Origin of the sequence: Pseudarthrobacter sp. PvP090 (assembly GCF_040547365.1) — a bacterium.
GTDB lineage: Bacteria > Actinomycetota > Actinomycetes > Actinomycetales > Micrococcaceae > Arthrobacter.
The window spans coordinates 133,460-156,747 of record NZ_JBEPPO010000007.1 but is presented as its reverse complement, the minus strand read 5'-3'; the positions used below and the strand labels follow the sequence as shown (position 1 = coordinate 156,747).

General features: G+C 67.3%; 16 protein-coding genes. 8 read left to right on the top strand and 8 right to left on the bottom strand.

Annotated features, from left to right (window positions below; all coding sequences use genetic code 11):
* Window positions 1-48 precede the first annotated feature (48 nt).
* From ABIC21_RS10290 to ABIC21_RS10275, 4 genes are read right to left on the bottom strand one after another with little or no spacing between them, the layout of a single operon-like run.
* A complete protein-coding gene (locus tag ABIC21_RS10290; RefSeq protein ID WP_354350299.1) occupies window positions 49-963 on the bottom strand; it encodes a hypothetical protein in 915 nt (304 codons plus the stop codon).
* Between the two features lie 31 nt (window positions 964-994).
* Window positions 995-4,138 (bottom strand): efflux RND transporter permease subunit, encoded by a 3,144-nt coding sequence (locus ABIC21_RS10285; RefSeq protein WP_354350298.1) that lies wholly within the window; start codon window positions 4,136-4,138, stop codon window positions 995-997.
* Window position 4,139: 1 nt separating this feature from the next.
* Window positions 4,140-4,592: a hypothetical protein gene (locus tag ABIC21_RS10280; protein ID WP_354350297.1), complete on the bottom strand. Its 453-nt coding sequence runs from the start codon at window positions 4,590-4,592 to the stop codon at window positions 4,140-4,142.
* Entirely contained in the window at window positions 4,589-7,765 is a 3,177-nt protein-coding gene (locus ABIC21_RS10275) for an efflux RND transporter permease subunit (protein WP_354350296.1), read from the bottom strand. Before ABIC21_RS10275 ends, ABIC21_RS10280 begins: the two co-directional genes overlap by 4 nt.
* Before the next feature lie 738 nt (window positions 7,766-8,503).
* On the opposite strand from ABIC21_RS10275, the gene leuS reads away from it, so the two are divergent.
* The 5 genes from leuS (at window position 8,504) to holA (ending at window position 16,056) form a co-directional block, all read left to right on the top strand.
* The gene (gene leuS / locus ABIC21_RS10270; RefSeq protein WP_354350295.1) at window positions 8,504-11,035 is read left to right on the top strand and encodes a leucine--tRNA ligase; all 2,532 of its coding nucleotides are present in this window, start codon (window positions 8,504-8,506) and stop codon (window positions 11,033-11,035) included.
* Between the two features lie 83 nt (window positions 11,036-11,118).
* On the top strand, window positions 11,119-12,123 hold the full coding sequence (locus ABIC21_RS10265; RefSeq protein ID WP_354350294.1) for a DegV family protein: 1,005 nt from the start codon (window positions 11,119-11,121) through the stop codon (window positions 12,121-12,123).
* 117 nt (window positions 12,124-12,240) lie between these two features.
* A complete protein-coding gene (locus tag ABIC21_RS10260; protein ID WP_354350293.1) occupies window positions 12,241-13,137 on the top strand; it encodes a ComEA family DNA-binding protein in 897 nt (298 codons plus the stop codon).
* 6 nt (window positions 13,138-13,143) lie between these two features.
* Complete coding sequence (locus tag ABIC21_RS10255) at window positions 13,144-15,009, top strand: ComEC/Rec2 family competence protein (RefSeq protein WP_354350292.1); 1,866 nt, start codon at window positions 13,144-13,146, stop codon at window positions 15,007-15,009.
* Window positions 15,010-15,042: 33 nt separating this feature from the next.
* Entirely contained in the window at window positions 15,043-16,056 is a 1,014-nt protein-coding gene (holA, locus tag ABIC21_RS10250) for a DNA polymerase III subunit delta (protein ID WP_354350291.1), read from the top strand.
* A gap of 124 nt (window positions 16,057-16,180) precedes the next feature.
* Here holA and rpsT read toward each other — a convergent pair whose 3' ends face one another.
* The gene (rpsT, locus tag ABIC21_RS10245) at window positions 16,181-16,441 is read right to left on the bottom strand and encodes a 30S ribosomal protein S20 (protein WP_024365662.1); all 261 of its coding nucleotides are present in this window, start codon (window positions 16,439-16,441) and stop codon (window positions 16,181-16,183) included.
* Window positions 16,442-16,614: 173 nt separating this feature from the next.
* Window positions 16,615-17,253, bottom strand: coding sequence for a type II toxin-antitoxin system PemK/MazF family toxin (locus ABIC21_RS10240; RefSeq protein ID WP_354350290.1), 639 nt, complete (start codon window positions 17,251-17,253; stop codon window positions 16,615-16,617).
* Between the two features lie 191 nt (window positions 17,254-17,444).
* Here ABIC21_RS10240 and lepA point away from each other — a divergent pair, with 191 nt between their 5' ends.
* Both lepA and hemW read left to right on the top strand, forming a co-directional pair.
* Window positions 17,445-19,298 carry a translation elongation factor 4 gene (lepA, locus tag ABIC21_RS10235; protein ID WP_354350289.1) on the top strand — a complete coding sequence of 618 codons (1,854 nt, stop codon included), beginning with the start codon at window positions 17,445-17,447 and terminating at the stop codon, window positions 19,296-19,298.
* Between the two features lie 42 nt (window positions 19,299-19,340).
* On the top strand, window positions 19,341-20,579 hold the full coding sequence (hemW, locus tag ABIC21_RS10230) for a radical SAM family heme chaperone HemW (protein ID WP_354350288.1): 1,239 nt from the start codon (window positions 19,341-19,343) through the stop codon (window positions 20,577-20,579).
* A 48-nt stretch (window positions 20,580-20,627) separates the two neighbouring features.
* Here the strand turns inward: hemW and ABIC21_RS10225 are convergent, their stop codons facing one another.
* Together ABIC21_RS10225 and ABIC21_RS10220 are read right to left on the bottom strand one after the other, a co-directional pair.
* On the bottom strand, window positions 20,628-21,047 hold the full coding sequence (locus tag ABIC21_RS10225) for a DUF4870 domain-containing protein (protein ID WP_354350287.1): 420 nt from the start codon (window positions 21,045-21,047) through the stop codon (window positions 20,628-20,630).
* 143 nt (window positions 21,048-21,190) lie between these two features.
* Complete coding sequence (locus tag ABIC21_RS10220; RefSeq protein WP_354350286.1) at window positions 21,191-22,039, bottom strand: DUF3097 domain-containing protein; 849 nt, start codon at window positions 22,037-22,039, stop codon at window positions 21,191-21,193.
* 232 nt (window positions 22,040-22,271) lie between these two features.
* Here ABIC21_RS10220 and hrcA point away from each other — a divergent pair, with 232 nt between their 5' ends.
* Window positions 22,272-23,285: a heat-inducible transcriptional repressor HrcA gene (gene hrcA, locus ABIC21_RS10215; RefSeq protein ID WP_354350285.1), complete on the top strand. Its 1,014-nt coding sequence runs from the start codon at window positions 22,272-22,274 to the stop codon at window positions 23,283-23,285.
* Window positions 23,286-23,288 lie beyond the last annotated feature (3 nt).

The window sequence follows — 23,288 nt, the reverse complement described above, 5'->3', positions numbered from 1 at the left end:
CGCTGGCCGGAGCTCTTCCTGTTCTCCGCCGGTGAGGAACCGTGCGGCTCAGTGCCGGTGCCCGGGAGACACCTCGACGGCGCGGGGCGTTTTCGCGTAGACATTCCTGCTGACCTTGTAGGCGTGTTCTTCCAGTTCCAGGGCCTGTTTGTTGACCTCCCTGAGCTGCGAGTCGCTGAGCTTCCGGATTTTCACCAGATCCATGGTCTCCTGCTGGTCACCCCCTACGGCGGTGACCTGCACGAGTCCGGTGCCGGCGGAGTAGAACTTCTGCTGGTGGCCGGCGTCGGGCGGTTCCAGCGGGTTGTACTCGTCGATCACCAGCACATCGTCGTAGCACCCGGTGGGGACGCAGACGTGCTGGTTCGTCCTGACCACCTGGCCGCAGTCGAGGAAATCGACCTTGGGGGCATATGCCTGGACATACGCGGGCTTGCCGGTCCGCGGACGCGCCTGCATCGCGGTCCCGGCCTGCGCCTTGGCGATACCGCTGATGAAGGTGCTGGGCGCACCGACAAACTCGCCGTTTTCGTACTCCTCCGGATACTCGCCGAAGAGCCAGACGTCGCCCTTCTTCGATTGGGCGAAGAATGCCAGTTCGGATTCCGCCAGCTCGCCGTCGGAGTAGTCGCGGTCCCACATCACCAGCGTGTTCACGCCGTCGATGACCTTGGTCAGCCCGGTGACGGTATGGACAACCTTGTGCGCGCTTGTCCCCTCCGCTGAGGTCACCGTGCCGTCGGTGGTGTACTGCATCCCCGGCTTCAGCGGAAACCATTTGTTGTTGATCCGCGGCGAAGCCGGGAATTCCGAGGGATCGAAGTCGATCTCCGAGCCCGGTCCGCAGAGTTCCTTTGGACCCGGGGCGGCGGTGGCGCTAGCCGCCGTCGTCACCGTCAGCGTGGCCAGCACCAGCAGGAGTGCCGAGCCGTACGCGGTGATGCGTTGTCGTGGTGTGGCCATGTCACGGGCTTCTCTCTTGTGTGGTATCTGGTTAAACGGCGGGCGCCGGCTGGGGCTGGTTGGGCCGACGCTCACGCTTCGGACCCTTCTTGGCAAACCGCAGGTAGAGCGAGGGGACGATGAACAGGTTGACCAGCGTCGACGTGACGAGGCCGCCCAGAATCACCACCGCCATGGGATGCTCGATCTCATGGCCGGGGATGTTCCCCATGACCACCAACGGCACAAGGGCCAAAGCGGTGGCCAGAGTGGTCATCAGAATCGGGGACAAGCGCTCGGCGGCGCCCCGCATCACCAGGTCCCGGCCGAAAGGCATACCCTCGAACTGTTCCAGGTGCTGGCAGTGGTTGATGAGCAGGATGCCGTTGCGGGCTGCGATCCCCATCAGGGTCAGGAAGCCGACCAGCGACCCGAGGGAGAGGATTCCGCCGCTCAAGTGCGCTGCGATGATGCCGCCCACCAGCGCCACCGGCAGCGTCAGGATGGCAAGAATCGCCAGCCGCCAGCTGCGGAACGCCGCCTGGAGCAGCAGGAAGACCACGATGACCGCGCCGATCGCATAGAGCAGCAGCCGCTGCGAGGCGGCCTGGCGTTCCGCGTATTCGCCGAGGACAACGGCTTCGTAGCCGACCGGGAACTCAACCGACTTCATCTGGGACTCGAGGTTCTCGACAACTTTCGCCAGATCGCCTTCCTTGACATTGGCACTGACGTCGATGCGCCGGGATCCTTCCGAACGCTCGATGACGTTCGGGGTGGGCTTGACCGCCACTGTGGCGACGTCGGCCAACCGGATCTTCTGCCCGCCCGGGGTATCAAGCTGGAGGTTCTCGATGCTCGTGACGCTGGTCCGGGTCTCCGGCGGGCTCCAGACCTGGACGTCGTAGGCCTTTCCGTCCCGGTAGATGTCGCCCACTTCCTCGCCGGCGATCATCGTGGCCGCGGCGCGGCGTACGTCTCCGGGTTTCAGCCCGTAGCGGTTCGCGGCGTCCAGGTTCACCTCCACGTTGATCTGCGGAATGTTGGCCTGGAGGGCGACCTTCGCGCCCACTGCTCCGTCGATGCCGCCCAGGATGGTCTTGATCTTGTCGGCCTCCTGCTTCAGTATCGTGAGGTCGTCACCGTATACACGGACGACGACGGCGTAACCTGTGCCGGTCAGGACCTCGCGGATGCGTTCCTTGAGGTACGTCTGGACGTCCCGGACAATGCCGGGATAGCCATCAACCACTTCCTGGACTGCCGCAAGGGTTTCGTCATAGTCGACCGCGGGGTCGACGCTGATCCAGTTCTCACCGAAGTAGACGCCCACCACCTCATCGGCGTTGAAGGCCTGTCCAATGTGGGACCCGCAGTTGTTCACGCCCGGTATTGTCATGAGCTCCTTGCAGGCAAGCTGGCTGACGCGGACCTCCTCCGAGTTGGACGTGCCCGGCTGCGTGAGCCAGTGCATCAGGAAGTCCCGTTCCTTGAAGGACGGCAGAAGCGATTGACCCAGCAGCGGGGCCGCCACAATGCCGACGACGCCCAACGCGCCCAGGGCAAGGTACCCCGGAAGAGGCCGGTGGACGATGGGCCGGAGCGCGTTGGCGTACCAGCGCTTGAGCACCCTGACGACCGGCGGGTCGCGGTCCTCCAGCTTGGCGTTCCGCAGGAAAATGTACGCCATCGCAGGTGTGACGGTGAGCGCGACCAGCATGGACGCAATCACCGCAAGAGTGTACGACGTGGCGAGCGGCCTGAAGAACGCCCCCGTCAGTCCGTCCAGGAAGAAGATTGGCACGGTGGCAGCAACGATGATCAGGGTTGCATACACAATCGGTCCTCGGACCTCAATCGAAGCGTCGACCACCACCCGGGCCGTGCTACCGGTGCCGCCACTGGCGCGGTGCTGGCGGAGCCGTCGCACGATGTTTTCGACGTCGATGATGGCATCGTCCACCACCACCCCGACGGCAATCACCAACCCCGCAAGCACCATCGTGTTGATTGTGCCTCCGGTCCAATACAACACCAGTGCTGCGGCCATGAGGGACAGCGGAATGGCCAGCACGCTGACCAGCGCAGTCCGCCATTGGAAGAGGAAGACGCTCAGCACCAGGATGACCAACAGGCATCCGAGGACAAGAGCCACACCCAGGTTGCCCAGTGATTCCTCGATGAAAGTCGCCGGCCGGAAGATCGTGGTGTCCACCGCGATCCCGGTGAGCCCTGGTTCGAGTTGTTTTAGCGCCTCTTCGACCCCACGCGTGACTTCGAGCGTATTGCCCCAGGGGAGCTTCTCCACGATCAGCATGAGCCCCGGACCACCGTTGATGACGGCGTCACCGATCAGCTGCTGGTGGTCTTCCACGACGGTAGCGACGTCGGACAGCCGGAGCGGGGCCTGGCCCTCACGATCTTCCACCGCTACCTTCGCCAGTTCTTCAGGCGACGTGATGGGCTGGACGTGGCGGATGGCCATGGATTGGCTGGGTGTATCAAGAGCGCCGCCGGTTCCGATCAGCGCGCCGGGGGAGTACTGCAGCAGCCCCGCATCGAGGGCGTCACCGGTCGAGGTCATCACTGTTTCCAGCGAAACGTTGTGGGCCGCCAGCTTGTTGGGGTCAACCTGGACCTGGAGCATCTGGAGGCGTTCGCCCCAGATCGCCACATTGGCCACTCCGGGAACCCGGAGCAGATGTGCCCTGACGTTCCAGTACGAGATCATGGACATTTCGATAAGTGACCGCGTGTCGGAGGACAGCCCGATCTTCATGACCCGGCTGGTGGACGACAGCGGCTGGAGCATCAGCGGCGGCGCCGCCCACGTGGGCAGGGTCGGTAGAACGGTTGCCATCCGCTCGGACACCAGTTGCCTGGCCGTGAGCAGATCCGTGCCGTTTTCGAATTCCATCACGATCGAGGAGAGCTGCGGGACCGACTTTGACCTCATATGGTCGAGGCCGTCGATGCCGTTGAAGGCTTCCTCCAGCGGAACGGAGACCAGTTCTTCGACTTCGGCAGCGGTGAGTCCGAGGCAGGCGGTCTGGACCTCCACCTTCGGCGGCGCGAATTCGGGGAACACGTCCACCGAGGCGCTGCTGAGCTGGGCGCCGCCGACGATCATCAGCGCCGCCGCCATGGCGATGATGATCGATCTGAACCGCAGACTAGCTGCGACTATCCGGCGCATGTCATTTGCCCGTATTGAATTCGGCGCCAAACAGTTCAGCCGCGCCCACCGTGACCACCTGCGTTCCTGCCGGAGGCCCGGCGGTGGCCGTGACCACGCCGTCTTCCACCCTGCTGACGGCGACTTCCTGGCGCTCGAAGACCCTCGGTGCCGGGTTGGTGTACACCCAGGTCTTGCCGTTGGCGTCGTACATCAGCGCCCCGTAGGGCAGCCGGATCTCGGTCCCCGCGCCCGCCGCGACCGGTTCGGTTTTCAGTTCCAGCCGATCCATGCCCCGCTGTGTCAGCGTCAGCTTGGCGATGCCGGTGGCCGCATTTTTTTCCACCTTGGCCGGGGCTTCACCCACCGCTGCCGGGGCGGCGGACGGTGCTGCGCAGGCCGGGACGGAGAACACGAGGGCTGCACAGACAGCGGCCGCCAGGGACAGGCGCCATTGGGGCTTGTGGCTGGTCATTTTGCTTCCACCTTTTCCTGCATTTCGGGCTGGACGGGGACTTCCGATTCGTAGACTTCCGACCACTCTTCGGGTGCGGTGCTGGGACCGTACCAGGTGATCAGGAGGGGGAACACCAGCAGCGCCACGAGGGTCGCGGTGATGAGGCCGCCGACGATGATCAGCAGCATGGGGACGATCAAGGCCTGGCCGACGCTGCCGCCAAGGAGAGCCGGCGGTATCAGAACCGCGACGGTGACCAGTGCCGCTTTGAGGACCGGCGACACGCGCTCACGGGCCGCCGTGAGTACCACTTCGGCGCGGGACGATTGCGGCGCGGTGCGCCAGAGGTCGTCTGCCCGGGCTGACAGCAGCACCGCGTTGCGGGCCGTGATGGCCAGGACCGCAGCAACGGCGGTGAGTGAAAGCCAGGAGAGCGACGCCGCAGCGAGCCACGCGGCCACGGCCGCGCCGGACAGCGCCGCCGGCAGGGCCAGGAAGATGGCGAGGGCGAGCTTCCAGCTCCGGACCGCTGTCTGGAGCAGAAGCAGTATGCCCACCAGGGATGCTGCTCCAAGCCAGAGCACCAGAGTGTCAGCTGCCTGCAGTTCGCTGTACTTGGCGGGGATTTCCGCGTGGTATTCCAGCGGGAATTGAATCTTCTTGATGGCCGCTTCAATATCGCGCTCGACGTCGGCCAGGGGGCGTCCGCTGACGTCGGCGACGACGTCGATCCGCCGCGACGTGGCATCGTGTTGGATGACGACTTCGTTGGGAACCATCCGGACCGCGGCGATCTCGCCCAGCTGGACGTGTCCGCCGTCGGGGGTGTCGAGGAGCAGCTCACGGATGCTGGTGAGATCATCCCTGACGTTGGCTGCACCGCGGACCACGACTTCGAACACCTTCTGCTGTTCGAACAGGTTGCCGACGATGACGCCCTGCATCAGTGTCGCGGCGGCGCGCCTGGCGTCGCCGGGCTTGATGCCGACCCGCTGGGCTGCCTCAAGGTTTACCTCGACTTCCACGATCGGGGTCATCGCCGCGGCGTTGATCGTCGGGTTCTGCACGCCTTCGATCTTTTGCAGGGCCGTCCGGACCTCCTCGGCCTTTTCGCGCAGGATCGGCATCTCCGTGCCGTAGACACGGACCGCGAAGCCCGGCTCCAGGCTGCTGCGCGTAGCGCCGACTTCCTGCTGGGAGTAGTTGGAGACGTTCTCTGAGATGCCGGGGTAGCCCTGGACCACGTCCCGGACTGCCCGCTCGGTGTCGCTGAAGTCGGCATCGGCGGCAATCGACACCCAGAGTTCGGCGGAATTGTTTCCGACAACCTGGTCAGAGGTGATGGCCCGGCCGATATGGCCGCCCACCCCGCTCACGCCCGGCAGCGCCCGCAGTTCGTCCGAGGCCTTGGAGGCTACCCGGCGGACTTCGTCGGTCGATGTGCCGGCCATGGTGTCCCACTGCACCAGCAGCGTCCTGTCCGGAAGTGTCGGGATGACCGGCCGGTTGGCCACCAGTTGGGATCCGGCGGCGATGCCCAACACCCCGATGACGGCCACGGCGACGAGGCTGAGCGTCTCGCGTGAGCGGACGCCGTCCAGTGCGCGGTCGTAGCGGGCGCGCGCATGCCCGGCGGCCGGGGACTCGGGCCGGTGTGCAGTTTCGCGGGGCAGGAGCATGTGTGCCAGTACCGGCGTCACGGACAGGCCAACGAGGAGCCCCGCTGCGAGGGCCAGCGCCAGCGACCAGAAGAGCGGATGGAAGAAGGAGCCGCCGACACCGGAGATGAACAGCGTCGGGATGAGGGCGACCACCATGATGAGTGAAGCGTGGAAAAGCGGCGTGCGGACACCCCGGGCCACATTGGCGATGCGGGACTTCAGCGTTGCCTCGGTTTCCGTTGCCTCGGTGGTCAGGGGCCGGCGGCGCTGTGCCTGGACATCCTCCACGACGTCACCGACGATCACTGACACGCCGAGCAGCAGGCCAAGAAGCACCGTGATGTTCAGCGTGGCGTCTTGCGCGTAGAGCACTACGGCCGCCGTCATAACCGTCGTCGTGATGGCCACCAGTGAGATCACAGCGACCCGCCAGGAGCGGAAGAGCAGCCAGAAAAGCGCCACTGCGATCAGGAGGCTGAGCAGCAGCGCGATCCCGAGGCCGTCCACGGTGTCCTGAACGGCGGTGGCGGGACGGAACACGCTGGTGTCGACTGTGATGCCGGTGAGCCCCGGTTCCATGTCTTTCAGGGCTGCCTCGACATCGCGGGTCACATCCACCGTGCTGGTTCCCGGGAATTTCTCGACCACCAGCATCAGGCCAGCATCCTGGCCGACGACGGCGTCGCCGATCAGCGGCTGATGGTCTTCCTTGACGTTTGCTATATCGCCCAGCAGCATCGGCTGGGGCGCGTCTTCCACGCTGACCTTGGCCAGGTCAGCCGGGGTGCGGATGGGCAGAACGTGCTGGATGCCCAGACGCTGGCTGGGGGACTCCACGAAACCGCCGGTGCCTGGAGTGGACGCCTCAAGGAAGCTCAAGGGTGAGACCCAGACGGCGTTGCCGGTGGTCTTGATGATCTGTTCCAGGGTGATGCCCCGGTCGCGCAGCTGGGTGGGCGTGACCTCCACCTGAAGCTGCTGTTCACGCTGGCCCCAGATGGACACGTTCGCTACCCCCGGAATGCCAACCAGACGCGGTTTGATCTTCCAGCGCGCCAGGACGGACATCTCGATGCCGGAGAGCTGCTTGGAGTTCAAGCGGACCATCAGCACACGGCTGGTGGAGGACACCGGCTGCATGATGAGCGGCGGGGACGAGACGTTCGGCAGGGCGTGCGCCTGCGTCATCCGTTCAGCCACCAGCTGCCGGGCACGGAGCAGGTCCGTGCCCGGCTCGAAGACGAGTTCAATGGATGAGAGCCCCGGTACGGATTTGGACCGGATTTCATCCAGCCAGGCCACTCCATTGAGGAGATCGGCCTCCATCGGGGAGGTAATAAGCTGTTCCACCTCCACCGCGGACAGGCCCAGGGCCTCCGTCTGGATCTCAACCTGCGCCGGTGCGAACTCGGGCAATGTATCCACAGCCATGCGGGGAACGTTCACGACGCCGAAGGCAATGAGTCCGGCCGCGAGGGCGAGAACAAGGATGCGGAAGTGCAAACTGAACCGGGTTATCCAGCCAAACATGGCTAGGCCGTTTTCTGGTGGCTGCCGGTAGCGTCGATGCGCTCCGCCGGGAGAATTGATTTGCGCAACACTGAAGCGCGGAATGGATACATGGCATGCTCCTCAACCCGGAAAATTTGACGAATCCCCCTGGGATCTTGGGAGAATAGTGTTCCTATTCGGTGTCTTTGGCAAGACCGCAGGAATACCGGCAACCACGGGCTTTTCGGGCTGTTAGAAGGATTCCATCCTGCATATTCACCGAGTGTCCAGGGACTACGTGGACGGGCCCCTGGGACCCCTCGGATGCGTGAAGACGCTACCTGCCGGTTTGTGCAAACTACTCGCATGGTCACTTTCAGCACTCGCCGTCGCGCCAATTACCCGAAAAGTAAGTACGGCTGTCTTCCGGCGTTCGATTTATAACAATTTGATCGCACGCCGGGACGGCCGAATTCACCGCTTCGCCCCGGACAGCTTCCCGCCGGGCTCCGGGCCATCGGGGGCGGGCCGGGCTCCACCCACGGGGCGCGGCCAAAGGCGCTAAAGTAGTTCTATGCGTGCGATCCTTCTGCTTAGCTAGCCGCCCGGCACTCCGAGGAAAATTCGGACTGTCGAGCGGCCGCCCCTCCGTGTCGAGGGGCTTTTGTGCGTCTGGGCCCTTTCGGGGCCGGCGGCAGGGGGCAGGGGCCGAGCGTGACGGGCCCCGGTAGTACAGACTTGACGGTAATCAGGCTTGAAGAACAGAAGAGGCCAGCAGTGAGCGTTCAGCCGGAGACAGAAACCGGAACAGCAGGAGTCGGAACGGATGGCCCTGAGGAAGGTGCCTACAGCTTCGCGGCGATGGAAGCCCGGTGGCCACAGGTCTGGGAGGACCTGAAGGTCTTCACGCCTCTTGATGACGGTTCCAAAGAACGCCGCTACGTGCTGGACATGTTCCCGTACCCGTCCGGTGACCTGCACATGGGCCACGCCGAGGCGTTTGCCATGGGCGACGTCGTCGCGCGGTACCTGCGCCAGCAGGGCTATGACGTGCTGCACCCGATCGGCTGGGACTCCTTCGGGCTGCCCGCGGAGAACGCGGCCATCAAGCGCAACGCGCACCCCAGCGAGTGGACCTACGCCAACATCGAAACCCAGGCGGCGTCGTTCAAACGCTACGCGATCTCCGCCGACTGGTCCCGCCGGATCCACACCTCCGACCCGGAGTACTACCGCTGGACGCAGTGGCTCTTCAAGCGCTTCCACGAGCGGGGCCTGGCCTACCGCAAGAATTCCCCGGTCAACTGGTGCCCCACGGACCAGACCGTGCTGGCCAACGAACAGGTGGTCAACGGTGCCTGTGAGCGCTGCGGTACCCCGGTCACCAAGAAGTCACTGAACCAGTGGTACTTCAAGATCACCGATTACGCCGACCGGCTCCTCGATGACATGGACGAGCTTCGCGGCCACTGGCCCGAACGCGTCCTGGCCATGCAGAAGAACTGGATCGGACGGTCGGAAGGCGCGCACGTCAACTTCGTGATCGAAGCCGACGGCGGCAAGCCCGCCAAGGACGTCACGGTGTTCACCACCCGCCCGGACACCCTGTACGGCGCGACGTTCTTTGTCGTCGCCGCCGACGCCCCGATCGCCGTCGAACTGGTTACCGATGAACACGCCGCCGCCCTGGACGCCTACCGCGAACAGGTCAAGGCGCTCACCGAAATCGAACGCCAGTCCACCGAGCGGGAAAAGACCGGTGTCTTCACCGGCCGCTACGCCGTCAACCCGCTCAACGGCGAGAAGCTGCCCGTCTGGGCGGCCGACTACGTGCTGGCGGACTACGGCACCGGCGCCATTATGGCCGTCCCGGCCCACGACCAGCGCGACCTCGACTTCGCCCGCACGTTCGACCTGCCCGTGCGCGCTGTACTGGACACCGGCGAGGAGGACCCCGCCGTCAGCGGCACCGCGACTTCCGGCGAGGGAACCCTGATCAACTCCGGCGCGCTGGACGGCCTGCCGAAGGCCGAGGCCATCCCGGCCGCCATCGGGATCCTGCAGCAGCAGGGCACGGGCGAGAAATTCGTGAACTTCCGCCTGCGCGACTGGCTGCTCAGCCGGCAGCGCTTCTGGGGCACCCCGATCCCGATCATCCACTGCCCCGCCTGCGGGGAGGTCCCGGTTCCGGACGACCAGCTGCCGGTCACGCTGCCGGCCGACCTGCGCGGCGAGGACCTGTCCCCGAAGGGCACCTCGCCGCTGGCCGCCGTCGAAAGCTGGGTCAACGTGGAGTGCCCCAGCTGCCACGGCCCGGCCAAGCGTGACACGGACACCATGGATACCTTCGTGGACTCCTCCTGGTACTTCCTGCGCTTCGTCTCGCCGCAGTACACGGAAGGCCCGTTCGATCCGGCGAAGATCAACGACTGGATGCCGGTCGGCCAGTACGTGGGCGGTGTGGAGCACGCCATCCTGCACCTGCTCTACGCGCGGTTCTTCACCAAGGTCATCCACGACCTGGGCATGATCGACGCCGACGAGCCGTTCAGCGCGCTGCTTAACCAGGGCCAGGTGCTCAACGGCGGCAAGGCCATGAGCAAGTCCCTGGGCAACGGCGTCGACCTGAGCGAACAGCTGGACAAGTACGGCGTCGACGCCGTCCGGCTCACCATGATCTTCGCCTCCCCGCCGGAGGACGACGTCGACTGGGCCGACGTCTCGCCGTCGGGCTCCGCGAAGTTCCTGGCCCGCGCCTGGCGCCTGGGCCGGGACGTCGCAAGCTCGCCCGGCGTGGACTACGCCACCGGCGACCGTGCCCTCCGCGCCGTCACGCACCGCACGATCGCCGACGCGGAAGCCCTGCTGGACCACAACAAGTTCAACGTGGTGGTGGCCAAGCTCATGGAACTGGTCAACGCTACCCGTAAGACTATTGACGCTGCCAGCGGAGCGGGCGGGGCCGATCCGGCGGTCCGTGAAGCCGTCGAGACCGTCGCCGTCATCCTGAGCCTCTTCGCGCCGTACACGGCCGAGGACCTCTGGAACGTGCTGGGGCATCCCGCCTCGGTGGCCAATGCCGGCTGGCCGACGCACGACGCGGCCCTCCTCGTGCAGGACACGGTGACCGCCGTCGTCCAGGTCCAGGGCAAGGTCCGGGACCGTCTGGAAGTATCGCCGGAGATCGGCGAGGACGAACTGCGGGAACTGGCACTGGCCTCGGAAAACGTCCAGCGCGCCCTCGACGGCCGAGGGATCCGTACGGTGATTGTCCGGGCCCCTAAACTGGTCAACATCGTCCCGGCCTAACCGGGAGCCTGCCGCCGGTGCACACCGGCGGCAGGCCACCATCGCGAGTCCCGTCAGTAAGTGCAGACAGCAGGAGGTACTTCGTGCCCCACCGCGACCCCGCAGGATGGCCGTGGCTGAAGGAGCGCCTCAGCGGGCTCCGGCAGACCAAACAGTCCACAGCGGGCCCGGCGGCCGGCCCAACCGCCGTCGTGCGGACAGCCGTCGTCACCGACTCTGCTGCGGCGCTGCCGGCTGAGTGGGTGCGTGCTGTGTCCGTCGACGGTCGGTTGACTGTCGTCCCGATGCCGGTGATGGTGGGTGCGGAAATCTATGGTGAGGGCGAGGACGACATCGCCGAGACGATCGCCCTGGCCCTTGCGAGCGGCAGGCCCGTCAAGACCTCGCGCCCTTCACCCGGACAGTTCGAACAGGCGTATCTGGCGGCCCAGCGCAGCGGCTTTGAGTCCGTCGTGTCGCTGCATATTTCCGGGGAGCTGTCCGGGACGGTGGACTCCGCCCGGCTCGCCGCCGCCCGCGTGAGTATTCCCGTGGAGGTCCTGGACTCGCGCACCGTCGGCATGGCGCAGGGGATGGGGGTCCAGGGCGCCGTTGCTGCGGCGGCGGACGGTGCGGCCGCGGCGGACGTGCGCGAGTCTGCCGAGCACGAACTGGCCCGCACCAAGGTGTACTTCTACGTGCCAAGCCTCGAACAGCTGCGCCGTGGTGGACGGATCGGCGCGGCGGCGTCGCTCTGGGGGACCATGTTCTCCATCAAGCCCATCCTCGCGGTGGAGGACGGCAAAGTCGTTCCGCTGGAAAAAGTGCGGTCGGCGGCAAAGGCCATCGCGCGGCTCAAGGAGATCGTTGTGGCCGATGCCGCGGGCCGGCCCGCGGGGCAGGCGCTGCTGGCCGTCCACCATTTCGGCAACCCGGCCGAGGCCGGACAGCTCGCATCACAGCTGGCCGAAGCGGTTCCCGGCTGTGCCCCCGTCCAGATCAGCGCCCTTCCGGCCGTGCTGGCGGCCCATGCGGGACTCGGTGTGCTCGCCGTAATCGTGGGGGAGAGCAGCACCCCCGCAGCCCAGGACATCTCCGCCGCGCCATAGTCCGGGTGTGGCCTCGTGCTCATAAAGACCCGCCGGGTCCGGCCCGGCGGACTCGCGGTATCCACATAGGACCCGCCGGCACAGAGCCGCACCCCCGGCGCTTCGTACGATGGGCACATGCCGCGCCACAATCCGGGAGACCCGCCCGGCACCGAACCGGGCCGAACAGACCGCAGGCTGGCGGCCGCCGTTCGTCCAGGCACCGAAACAGGCCTGCTCGGCGGGCCGCCCGTGGCTGCCCCGTTCGCGGGGCAGCGCGATCCCGGCCCGGTTGAGGCGCCGCTCCGAAGCCACAGCATCAGGTGGCGCACCGGGCCCCAGGCCGCAACGTTGCTATGCCTGCTGGCCGCGGCGTTACTCGGCTGGTTCTGGTTGCAGGCGGCGAACGCCACAACGGAGGTCAGCCCCTTGAGTTCCATCAACCCATCGGAAGCCGGCGGGCCGCCGGACCCGGAGCCTGAAACCGGACCCTCACCCGCCCCGGACAGTTCCCCCGACGACGGTGACGGTGACGGTAACGGCGACGGCGACAGCGGGGGCGGAGTGGATACCCGCGACAGCATCATCGTGCATGTGGCCGGCGCAGTCGTCCGTGCCGGCATCGTGGAATTGCCGCGGGGCAGCCGGCTGCACGAGGCCATCGCCGCGTCCGGCGGCAATGCCCCGGACGCTGACCCGGACCAGCTCAATCTCGCCGCCATCCTCGAGGACGGGCAGAAGGTCCTGGTGCCAAGACAGGGAGAAACCGTGCCGGCCGCATCTGCCCCGACGGGTGACGCGGGCGCCCGGGGCAGCCCCAGCAGCGCCTCCGTCTCCCCAGGGGCCAAGATCAACCTGAACACGGCCGGAGCCGAGGAGCTGGCGACCCTCCCGCGGGTTGGGCCGGTGCTGGCCCAACGGATTGTGGACTGGCGCAGTGAGCATGGCAAGTTCCAGCGGGTTGAGGAGCTGGATGCCGTGGACGGATTCGGGCCCAAGCTGCTCGAGGGCGTGTTGCCGCTGGTACGGGTGTGAGGACGGATGCCGGACATGGAACGGGCGCGGCGCTGGCAGCGCTTCGTTGATGCCGCGGCCGGCCCGACGCACGGCAACCCCCAGGCGCCGGGGCCCGCGCAGCAGCCGGCGGGCCACCCGCAGGCTGCCCGTCAGCGGCGCACCGCCACGCGGCGGCGTGGATGGCTTCCGTCGTTCGCTGCCTCGGGGCGCGCCGTCCCGGCCCGGGAGAATGCTCTCCGCCGCACCGATGTGCGCCTGGTCCCTCCGGCGGTTCTGGTGTGGGCCACGGCCGCTGCGGGGCACCACTTGGGCACAGCGGCGTTGGCCGCGCTCTGCCTGGCCCTTGTGGCGGCCTCGGGAGCGCTGCTGCTCCGGGCAGCATCCACCGCGCGGGCACGTCGGCCCGGCGCGCCAGCGCGCCGGAGCGTGTGGGCGACGATGGCCATGGCCCTGCTGCTCGCCGCGGCAGCGGGCGCTCACGGCGCCGCCGACTCCTCCCGGCGGCACGAAGGTGCTGTGGCCACCGCAGCCGCCGCGCACTCAGCCGTCGCGGTGGAAGTGGAGATAGCGGGTGCGCCCCGGCAGCTCAGGACGCCGGGGCGTTCAGGACTCGCGGACCGGTGGGCGGTGCCCGCCACCCTGATCGACATGACCTTCGACTCCCACCGGGTGCAAGCGCGGGCCAGGCTGTTGGTTCTGGGTGGCGCCGACTGGGAACATGCAGCACCCGGCCAGCGGATCCGCACGACCGGCAAACTCAACCCACCCGGGCCGGGCCAGCCGGAAGCGGCCGTCCTCTCGGCCAGCTCCGCCCCGTTGACCCTCGGGGCGGCCGGGACCTGGCAACGGGGTCCCAGCGAGCTCCGCGACCGGTTCACCGCTGCCGCCGGGCAGTTCGACGGTGACGCCCGGGGGCTCCTGCCGGGCATGGTCACCGGTGACACCAGCTCCCTGAGCGCAGAGCTGGACGCGGCCATGAAGTCCGTCGGCATGACCCACCTGACCGCCGTCAGCGGCGCCAACTGCAGCCTCATTCTGGGCGCCCTCCTGCTTGCCGCACGCAGCCTGCGGTTCAACCGGACGTTCGCAGCGGCCCTCTGCTTCGCGGGACTTGGCCTGTTTGTCGTGATGGTCGGCCCGGACGCCAGTGTCCTGCGGGCCGCCGTGATGGGCGCGATTGGGCTCGTCGCCCTGGCCGGCGGCCGGCCCGGCCGGGGCTTGAGCTTCCTGTGCCTCGCCGTGACCGGGCTTGTGCTGGCGCAGCCGGGGCTCTCCACCAGCTTCGGATTCCTGTTCTCCGTGCTGGCGACGCTCGGCATAGTGGTGACGGGCAGGCCGATCATGGCCTGGTTCCCGGCTGCGGTGCCGCGCTGGTTCGCCGCAGCATTGGCTGTTCCGCTGTCCGCGCAAGCTTTCTGTGGACCGGCGATCGTCCTCCTGCAGCCGCAGTTCTCCACCTATGCCCTGCCCGCCAACATCGCTGCAGCCGTCCTCGTCGCCCCGGTCACGCTGCTTGGGACCGCGGCCGTGCCGCTGGTGCCGCTGGCCCCGGTCCTCGCCGCCGCGCCGTTGGGCATCGCCGCGGCCTTCGCCACCGGGGTGGGAGCCATCGCCCGCTTCTTCGCCGGGCTGCCCGGCGCCGTCCTTCCGTGGCCGGAGGGCGCCTTCGGCGCCGCTACAATGACACTCTTCTCCGCCTGCACCCTGGCAGCCTGGTGGCTACCCTCTCACCCCGCCCGCACCGTCGCGCTGGCCCGGGCGGCGCATGAACGGACGGTGACGCTGCTCAACCGGATCCCGCCCCGCGGCGTCGAGCATCGTCAGCCTGTGGGAGCCGCCGGCAGGGCCCGGGCCCGGCTTGGTGCACCGCCCGGGCCGTGGCAGGCTTAGAGTCTGCAAACAAATTTCCGGGAGGAAACCTCAGTGGCTGCTGCCCAGACCCCACGCGCACGGTCCGCCGCGTCGAACACCGCCACTTGGCGCGACGTGACCCCGGCGGCCGTCGTCCTGGTCGGCGGACCGGAAGACTACCTGGGGTCCCGTGCCATGGACCGCATCCGGGCGCAGGTCCGCGCCGCGGCCCCCGATGTCGAAGTCACCCGGCTCAATGCCGGCAACTACGAGCCGGGCTCCCTCGCCATGAACGTCAGCCCGTCCCTTTTCGGCGAGCAGAAGCTCATTGAGGTGGAGGGACTGGAGGGCATGAATGACGCGTTCCTGGCCGACGGGCTGACGTACCTCGCCCGCCCCGAGCCCGATGCCGTGCTGGTCCTTCGCCATAGCGGCGGTGTGCGCGGCAAGAAGCTCCTGGACGCCGTCAAGGCCGGCGGGTGGCCGGTGGTGGACTGCCAGCCCCTGAAGAAGGACGCCGACAAGGTCGCCTTCGTGACGTCCGAGTTCAAGGCCGCGTCCCGGCGCATCGATCCTGACGCCGTGCATGCCCTGGTCAACGCCGTCGGCGCCCATCTGGCGGAACTCGCTGCCGCCTGCAGCCAACTGATCGCCGATGCCGCCACCGGGGTGGACTCCGCCATGGTGGACCGGTATTACGGGGGGCGGGTGGAAGCCACCGCGTTCAAGGTCGCCGACGCCGCGATGGCCGGCAACGCCCCGCTGGCCCTGTCCACCCTGCGCCATGCCCTGGACACGGGGGCTGACCCGGTGCCGCTGGTGGCCGCGTTGGCCTCGAAGCTGCGCTCCCTGGCCAAGGTTGCCGGGGCCCAGGGTTCCTCGGCGCAGATTGCCAAGCAGCTGGGCATGCAGCCCTGGCTTGTCGAGCAGGCGCAGCGTGAGGTGCGGCGCTGGACGCCGGAAGGGCTCGTCCGGTCCATCCAGGTGACGGCCGAGGCGGATGCCCAGGTCAAGGGCCTGTCACGGGACCCCGTCTACGCCGTCGAACACGCCGTGACGGTGATTGCGACGTCCGTGCGGCGCTGACGGCGGGCTGCCCGTGCGGGCTCCCGCACCGTGATGACCCGGGCCATGACTTTCGGCTTAACTGGAAGTGGCCGGCACCCGAGGGTGCCGGCCACAATCATCAGTTCAAGTGAACTGGAAACCTTTAGAGCGCGTTGACCTTCTTGGAGATGGCCGACTTGCGGTTTGCAGCGTTGTTCTTGTGGAGAACGCCCTTGCTGACAGCCTTGTCCAGCTTGCGGCTGGCGGAAAGCAGTGCGGCAGCCGCAGCATCCTTGTCCGTGGACTCAACGGCGGTGTTGACGGCGCGGATGGCCGTCTTCAGCTCGGACTTGACTGCATTGTTACGCAGGCGGGCCTTCTCGTTGGTGAGGATGCGCTTCTTCTGGGACTTGATATTAGCCACGTGTGAACTCTCTTTTTCAATGCGGAAAATGGTCTAGAGGGCTTTCAGATTGGCCATTGACTGAGCGGCGTGGGGATACCTATGGCGACCAACCATCTGTGGCCGTCGACCTGCACGGACACACAGCTGTCAATAGTAGCAGAGAGGCCGGCGCAGTGGCGATTTAGCGGCGTTCAGCGCCAGCCGTGGCGGCGCTGCAGGACGCCGGCGATGACGCTGAAGCTTCCGGCGTCGAGGATGGCGCCCTCGCGCCGGACATCCTGCGGGTCGATCTGCAGGACACGGTCCAGTTTCGCTTCGCTGGGACGCGACTGCCGGTCCCAGGGGCCGGTTCCGATGTCAACGTAGTCCTCCGCGCGGTGCGCGTCGCCGTCGTGGTCCTTGCTGGTCAGCATCAGGCCGAGCAAGTAGCGGCCGCGCGTGCCCACCAGCAGCACCGGGCGGTCCTTGCCCCTCGAGTGATCCTCTTCATAGGGCACCCACGTCCAGACAACTTCGCCCGGCTCGGGCCGGCCGTTGGGGGAGGGTGCGTAGCTGACTTTTGCCGTTCCGCGGAAATCGCCGGGATACGGGTTGGTCAATCCGGCGGCGGCGCCCTGGCCGGTCCCCGGGCGTCCGCCGGTCTTCGTGCCATTCCGTCCCGGCCGGGCGTTGGGTCCGGGCTGGGTCCGTGTTCCGGACTTGCCCTTGGGTCCGGCCGTGCCGGACCTGGCCTCAGTGCCGGAGCTGCCGGGTGCGGAGCCCGGTCGCCCCTCCAGGAATCGCAGGGTGCTGCGGACTGCATTGCCGATCGAGCGTAAGTTCCAAGCCATGGGGAAACACTACCGGCAGCGTACCCAGTGAGGCGGCCGCCCGTGGGCAGGCCCGAAGCGGGGATGCACTCCCATGGGCCCGGACGTGGGAGACTATAGGTTCAGAGATGCGGCGCGCCGCAGGCTGGGAAACCAGCCGCCGCGCCGATCTGTGGAAAAGCCACCAGTATTGCCAACAGTAAGGACCCTGCGTGTCTCCCATGGCCCGCACCGCCCCGGTGCCCGCGGCAACAGATCCGGCCATCATCCGGAACTTCTGCATCATTGCGCACATTGACCACGGCAAGTCCACACTGGCCGACCGGATGCTCCAGTACACCGGCGTGGTCCAGTCCCGTGACATGAAGGCCCAGTACCTGGACCGCATGGACATTGAGCGCGAACGCGGCATCACCATCAAGTCCCAGGCAGTCCGTATGCCCTGGGAGCTCGACGGCGTCAGCTACGCGCTGAACATGATCGACACTCCCGGACACGTTGACTTCACCTACGAGGTTTCCCGCTCGCTCGCGGCTTGCGAAGGCGCCGTGCTGCTGGTCGACGCGGCCCAGGGCATCGAGGCCCAGACCCTCGCCAACCTCTACCTGGCGATGGAAAACAACCTCACCATCATCCCGGTCCTGAACAAGATCGACCTCCCGGCAGCCCAGCCCGAGAAATATGCGGCGGAACTGGCCAACCTGATTGGCGGCGACCCCGACGAGGTGCTCCGCGTCTCCGGCAAGACCGGTGTGGGCGTCGAGGTCCTGCTCGACAAGATCGTCCGCGACCTTCCGGCCCCCAAGGGTGATCCCAACGCCCCGGCCCGTGCCATGATCTTTGACTCGGTCTACGACACCTACCGCGGTGTGGTCACCTATGTCCGCGTGGTTGACGGCATGCTGCACCCCCGCGAACGCATCCAGATGATGTCCACCCGCGCCACCCACGAACTCCTCGAGATCGGGGTCAGCTCCCCGGAGCCGACCCCCTCCAAGGGCCTCGGTGTCGGCGAAGTGGGCTACCTCATCACTGGCGTGAAGGACGTCCGCCTGTCCAAGGTCGGCGACACCGTCACCAACCTGGCCAAGCCGGCCTCCGAATCCCTCCCCGGCTACGCCGATGCCAAGCCGATGGTTTTCTCGGGCCTGTATCCGCTGGACGGCACGGACTACCCGGTGCTCCGCGATGCGCTCGAGAAGCTGATGCTCAACGACGCCGCCCTGGTGTACGAACCGGAGACGTCCGCCGCACTGGGCTTCGGCTTCCGCGTGGGATTCCTGGGCCTGCTGCACCTGGAAATCACCCGCGAGCGGCTCGAGCGCGAATACAACCTGGACCTCATTTCCACGGCCCCCAACGTGGAATACGAGGTCACGCTGGAGGACAAGAAGGTCGTCCACGTGACGAACCCCAGCGAATACCCCACCGGCAAGATCGCGGAAGTCCGCGAACCGATGGTCGCCGCCACCATCCTGGCCCCCAACGAGTTTGTCGGGGCCATCATGGAGCTGTGCCAGAGCAGGCGCGGCGTCATGGGCGGCATGGACTACCTTTCCGAGGACCGGGTGGAGATCCGCTACCGCCTGCCGCTGGCCGAGATCGTCTTCGACTTCTTCGACATCCTCAAGTCCAAGACCCGCGGCTACGGCTCGCTGGACTGGAAGGCCGACGGCGACCAGGTGGCCGACCTCGTCAAGGTCGACATCATGCTCCAAGGCGAGCAGGTGGATGCCTTCTCCGCCATCACTCACCGCGACAAGGCCTACGCCTACGGCGTGATGATGACCGGCAAGCTGCGCGAACTCATTCCGCGGCAGCAGTTCGAGGTGCCCATCCAGGCCGCCATCGGGTCCCGGATCATTGCCCGCGAGAGCATCCGTGCCATCCGCAAGGACGTGCTCGCCAAGTGCTACGGCGGTGACATCACCCGGAAGCGCAAACTGCTGGAAAAGCAGAAGGAAGGCAAGAAGCGCATGAAGATGGTGGGCCGCGTCGAGGTCCCGCAGGAAGCGTTCATCGCCGCCCTCACCACGGACGAGTCCAAGGACAAGGCCAAGAAGTAGCGGTGCCAGTAATGACTGTCCCCACGCAGGCAGGCCCGGACCGTGCCTAGCGCCCTCCCGCTGGGTGACCCGGCACCGCCGGACGGGCTGCTGCCCGCCCAGGCGCTGGACGGGGCGCCGGACCGGGCCTTCGGGCTGTATGTGCACATCCCGTTCTGTGCCGTGCGCTGCGGCTACTGCGACTTCAACACCTACACTGCCACGGAACTGGGCGGCGGGGCCTCCCAGGACGCCTACGCCGGCACCGCCGTCGCGGAAGTCGATTTCGCAGCGGCCGTCCTGAAGAGCAGCGGTCTGCCCGCACGTCCGCTCAGCACGGTCTTTTTCGGCGGCGGAACACCCACGCTGCTCCCCGCCGCGGACCTGGCACGGATCCTCACCACCTCCATCGGGGCCTGGGGCCTCGCGCCCGGCGCCGAGGTGACCACCGAGGCGAACCCGGACTCCGTCACCCCCGCTTCCCTGCAACTGCTGGCCGACGCCGGCTTCACGCGCGTGTCCTTCGGCATGCAGTCCGCGGTGCCGCACGTCCTGAAGGTGCTGGACCGCACCCACACCCCCAGCAGGGTGCCCCAGGCGGTCCAGTGGGCCCGGAAGGCCGGCCTCGCCGTCAGCCTCGACCTGATCTACGGAACGCCGGGGGAGTCGCTGGCCGACTGGCGCTATTCGCTGGAGACGGCACTGTCCTATGGTCCCGACCACATCAGCGCCTACGCGCTGATCGTCGAGGAGGGCACCAAACTCGCCGCGCAGATCCGCCGCGGCGAGGTGCCGGGAATCGACGACGACGACCATGCGGCCAAGTACGAACTCGCCGACGAACTCATTTCGGCCGGCGGGCTCTCCTGGTACGAGGTCAGCAACTGGTCCCGCACCCCGGAGCAGGCCTGCCGCCACAACCTTGCCTACTGGCGGGGGGACGACTGGTGGGGCATCGGCCCCGGCGCGCACTCGCACGTCGGCGGTGTGCGCTGGTGGAACGTCAAGCACCCCACCGCCTATGCCAACCGCCTGGGGTCCGGACTATCGCCGGCCGCCGGCCGGGAGACGCTTGATTCGGAGACCCGCAACGTGGAGCGCGTCATGCTCGAAGCACGGCTGCAGTCCGGGCTGGAGATCGCCAGCCTCGGCGGACTGGGCGACACCGGTCGGCACGCCGTCGCCGGACTGATCGCCGACGGCCTCGTGGATCCCGTGGCGGCCTTCCGCGGCAGCCTCGTCCTGACGCTCAAGGGACGGCTGCTCGCCGACGCCGTGGTCCGCAGGATCCTGCCGGACTGACGGTGGTCCTGCCGGACTTCCCGGGCAGGGCTCGGCCGTGGCAGCTCCCTACTTGATCCAGCGGAGGTTGTACTCGTAGCGGTGCGGCTGGCCGCGGTTGACGTGGATGCCGGCGGCGACCGAGAAGCACGTCACGGCGATCCAGATCACCGTGGCCAGGACGGCGAAGATGTTGCCCACCACCGGAACGAAGACCAGCAGATTGCACACGACGGCAGCAACGGTGGGGGGCAACGTAAAGTTGAGCGCTTCCTTGGACTCCTGCGCCGTGAACGGTCCGCGGTCCTTAAAGATCAGGTAGATCAGCAGCGCGGGAACGCAGCCCAGGATGCCGCCGAAGTGAGCCAGTGTGGCCCACTGCCGGTCCTCGTTCGCCGTGAGTGGCAGCGCATTTGCGGGAACGCCATGGTACGGGGGCTGGCCATGGCCGGCCTGGTTGCCATTGTGTTCGCGTGCGTCATCTGCCACGGTGTCGTCCTTCGGATTGCGGTGGTGCATTGGTGCCTGGCGGTGCCAGGGCTGCGCCTGGAGCGTAGCCGTCGTACCAAGAATACTTGCTCGGGCGCGGAATCACGGATCGGCCCGCTGGCGGCGGCGCGCGGCGCGGCTCCTCAGGGAACGGTGAGGAAGTCGATGACCTCCTCCACCCGGCCCAGCAGGGAGGGTTCCAGGTCGGCGTAGCTCCGCACGGCGCCAAGAAGCTTCTGCCAGCCCAGGCCGATGTCCTCCTTGGTGCTGTGCGGCCAGCCGAACGCCATCAGGATCCCGGTCTTCCAGTCCACGCCCCGGGGGATCACCGGCCACTCCTCGATTCCCAGCACGGCCGGCCGGATTGCCTGCCAGACATCGACGTAGGGGTGGCCGACGATCAGCACGTTGCCGGCGGCACCGGGGGACGCCATCACAGTCTCGGCAATCCGGGATTCCTTGGAATCGGGAACCAGATGATCCACCAGGACACCGAGCCGGCGCCCGGGCCCGGGCCGGAAGGCGGCCACGGCACCGGCGAGGTCATCGATGCCGTGCAACGGCTCCACGACGATGCCCTCAATCCGCAGATCGTCACCCCAGACCTTTTCGACGAGTTCGGCGTCGTGCTTGCCCTCTACCCAGATCCGGCTGGCTTTGGCCACCTGGGCGCGCTGGCCGGCCACCCGGACGGAGCCGGAGGCCGTTCTGGTGCCTGCGGCGGCTGCGGCGGCCCGGGGTGCCGGCGGCATCAGCCGGATCGGCTGGCCCTCCAGCAGGAAGCCGAAGCCGAGGCGGAAGGACCGGGACTTGCCGCGGCGGTCTTCGAGGGCCACGACGTGCATGCCGCCGGACTTCTCCACCCGGGTCACGGCACCCACCCAGCCGGACTGCACATCTTCGAGTACCATTCCGCGCTCCACAGGCACTTCAGGCAGTTGGGTCTTGGCGGGGGCGGACAGGTCCTGGGGGCCCCAATTCTGGAACGACATCGGTTACACACTGCTTTGCGGTCGGATTGCTGCGGCGGGCTGTGCCCGAAAACACCCGCCCCGGGAGGAACGCCCGGAGCGAATCCAATGCTAACAATGCGGCGACTCATATTAGACTGGTTAGCACTGAGGCATGGCGAGTGCTAACCAACATGTCTTTGTGCCGGAACAGTGTCCGGCGTGGCCGGTTCACGGCGGCACCGGATGCGGGACAGTCGATTGGAGGTGGGGCGTGAGCGAACCACGCAAGCTCGAAGTGCTGCGCGCCATCGTGGAGGACTATGTCCATTCACGGGAACCCGTCGGCTCCAAAGCCCTCGTGGAGCGGCACCACCTCGGGGTGTCCAGTGCCACGATCCGCAACGACATGGCGGCCCTGGAAGACGAGGGCCTCATCACCGCGCCGCACACAAGCGCGGGGCGCATCCCCACCGACAAGGGCTACCGGCTCTTCGTGGACCAGATCTCGGCGGTCAAGCCCCTCTCGCCGGCTGAGCGCCGCGCCATCCAGGCGCTGCTGGAGGGCTCCGAGGACCTCGACGACGTCCTGGACCGGACCGTCCGCCTGCTCGCGCAGTTGACCAACCAGGTCGCCGTCGTGCAGTACCCCCACCTCAGCCGGGCCAAAGTGCGGCACATCGAATTCGTCCTGCTGGCGCCGCGCAAGGTGCTCGCAGTGCTGATCGCGGACACCGGCAAGGTGGAACAGCGGGTCATCGACGCGGGGCAGGAACTTTCCGACGAGGTCCTTTCTGAACTGCGCGCGCGGTTCCTCGGCAGCCTCTCAGGCACCCCGCTGAACCTGTTGCCACAGTCGCTGCAGTCGGTCATTGCCAGTAGCCCGCCCGCCCGGCGCGGCGCGGCGCAGGCGCTGGCCCGCGGCCTGGAGGCGCTGGCCACCAGCAGCCGCGAAGAGCGTATGGTTATGGCCGGAACCGCCAACCTGGCCCGCTCCAACGTTGACTTCCCGCTCAGCATCGGCCCGGTGCTGGAGGCGCTCGAGGAGCAGGTGGTCATGCTCCGCCTGCTGAGCGACATGGCCGAGGACCCGCGCGGCGTAACGGTCAGCATCGGCCGGGAAAACCCGTATGACGGACTCGCGGAGGCTTCGGTGGTCGCGACCGGCTACGGCCCGGACGCGACGGCGAAAGTCGGAGTGCTGGGCCCCACCCGGATGGACTATCCGACCACCATGGCCGCCGTCCGGGCCGTTGCCCGGTACCTTTCGCGGATTCTCGGCCCCTGACGA